The 1,651-nt window shown below is 58.2% G+C and carries 1 protein-coding gene and 1 pseudogene; both read right to left on the reverse strand.

Annotated features, from left to right (window positions below; genetic code table 11):
- Nucleotides 1-183: 183 nt before the first annotated feature.
- Nucleotides 184-885, reverse strand: a complete 702-nt coding sequence (locus ACTQ1E_RS08770) for a methyltransferase domain-containing protein (protein WP_052241580.1) — start codon at nucleotides 883-885, stop codon at nucleotides 184-186.
- A 63-nt stretch (nucleotides 886-948) separates the two neighbouring features.
- Nucleotides 949-1,089: pseudogene (locus ACTQ1E_RS08775) on the reverse strand (putative RNA methyltransferase); the annotation flags it as partial.
- Nucleotides 1,090-1,651 lie beyond the last annotated feature (562 nt).

The following is a 1,651-nucleotide window of genomic DNA, read 5'->3' on the forward strand; positions in this document are numbered from 1 at the left end:
GATGACGCGGAAACGGCCCCTCCCGGGGCCGTTTCAGTTCCAGATCGTTGTTTTCGCCCGCTGAGCTGGGCCTATGCCGGAATCTCTCCCACAGAAACCACCGAAGAGCCAGATTTCTTCTGGGGCGGTTGACAAGGGCTGTCCTTCAGCCCTGCAATTAAGAGGATGATGAGCTGGCTGAGCTCATGAAGGGCCTTGGGAGCGAGGGGTGCCCACCAGCAATTCAGCCTCGATGGTGATGCTTTTCACACGCGATAGATTTAGGGACTCCGCGTCGATGCCGAACAGCAGCGGCGTCATCTCGGCGAACACGCGGACGTCCCTTTCGGACATCTCGAAGGTGCGCGTCACCTTGATGCGGTCGGTCATCTTGAAGTGCTTCTCAAAGCAATCGGTCACCAGCTGGTTTGAGTATTCCTTGCTGCGCAAAGATCCTTCAGCAAGGTGGCGCAGCTCCGTAAGATGATTGCTGCCTGGAACCACTTTGACCAGCACTCCTGGCGCGGAGGCGTTTCTGGTTGGGGTGAGAACGCGCTTGAATTCGTCGTAGTTCGAGGGAGCGAATACGTCCACCACGCAGTTGATGGAGCCTTTCAGCACGGGGATGTTCGTCAGGTCGCCAACCAGCCATTTGACCGCCTTTCTGGAATCGTGGCGGGCCGCCATCAGCATGGCGTCTTTTGAGAGGTCAAACGCCACCACGTCGACACAGAGGTTTTCTCGGATTGCACGTGCATAGAAGCCTTCTCCGCATCCCGCGTCGAGCACGCGGAATGGCGTCGCGTTCACAGCTGCAGGACCCTCGCTTGGGGAAAGGGCCCTTCCTACCGCGGTGAGGACGGCTTCTTTCACGTGGTCGTAATACCCTGCCTCCAGGATTGCCATGCGGCTCTCAAAGGATTCTTTGCTGTAGTGGGCTGACTGCCTGGAGGGCCCTAGAAGGTTTACGTACCCCTGCTTTGCGATATCGAAGCAGTGCCTCTTCGGACATACGAGGCTCCCTTCCTGCAGCTTCAGGGCGCTGTGGCAAAGGGGGCAAGAGAGCACGTCGGCGCTGTCAGCAAATCGCGCGTATCTGTCGAGTACCATTGCGTCTCCTTTCGTCCAAGCAATTCTAGCGGATGAGTCTTCCCCAGCAGTGCATGGCTAATCATAGCAGGCAGAACCGCACAGTGACAAATAGCTGAGCTATTTCAAGCTGGGATTTCGGTATTCTGCTGCCCTCTTTTGGGCCACTTCATTTCGCCACGCTTTTGACAGGAGCAACAGGGTCCTCGCGCGCAAAACGCATATGGGCAATGCAGCCGTCTGTCAGGGCATGCCTGCGCCCCCGAACCTGCCGAAAAGGCGCTGATCTGCCCGCCAGGGCATGCCTGCGACCCCGAACCAGCCGAAAGGGCGGTGGATCTGCCCGTCAGGGCATGCCTGTGCCCCCGAACCAGCCGAAAGGGGGGTGGATCTGCCCGCCAGGGCATTGGCAGAAGAAAGAATGCCGAGATACTCAATAAGAAGATTGATAACCTTCAGCAGGTGAAAAAAGGAGGCTTCGGTAGTTTGTGTGACAAGGGGCTAGCCTAGGCAGCAACGCTCTTCGCTCCCTTCACGCCCTTCTTCCTCGCCTTCACCGGGCGACCCGGGAGCTGGGGCTGGC

It is taken from the genome of Collinsella sp. LCP21S3_C7, assembly GCF_052118485.1.
Lineage (GTDB): Bacteria > Actinomycetota > Coriobacteriia > Coriobacteriales > Coriobacteriaceae > Collinsella.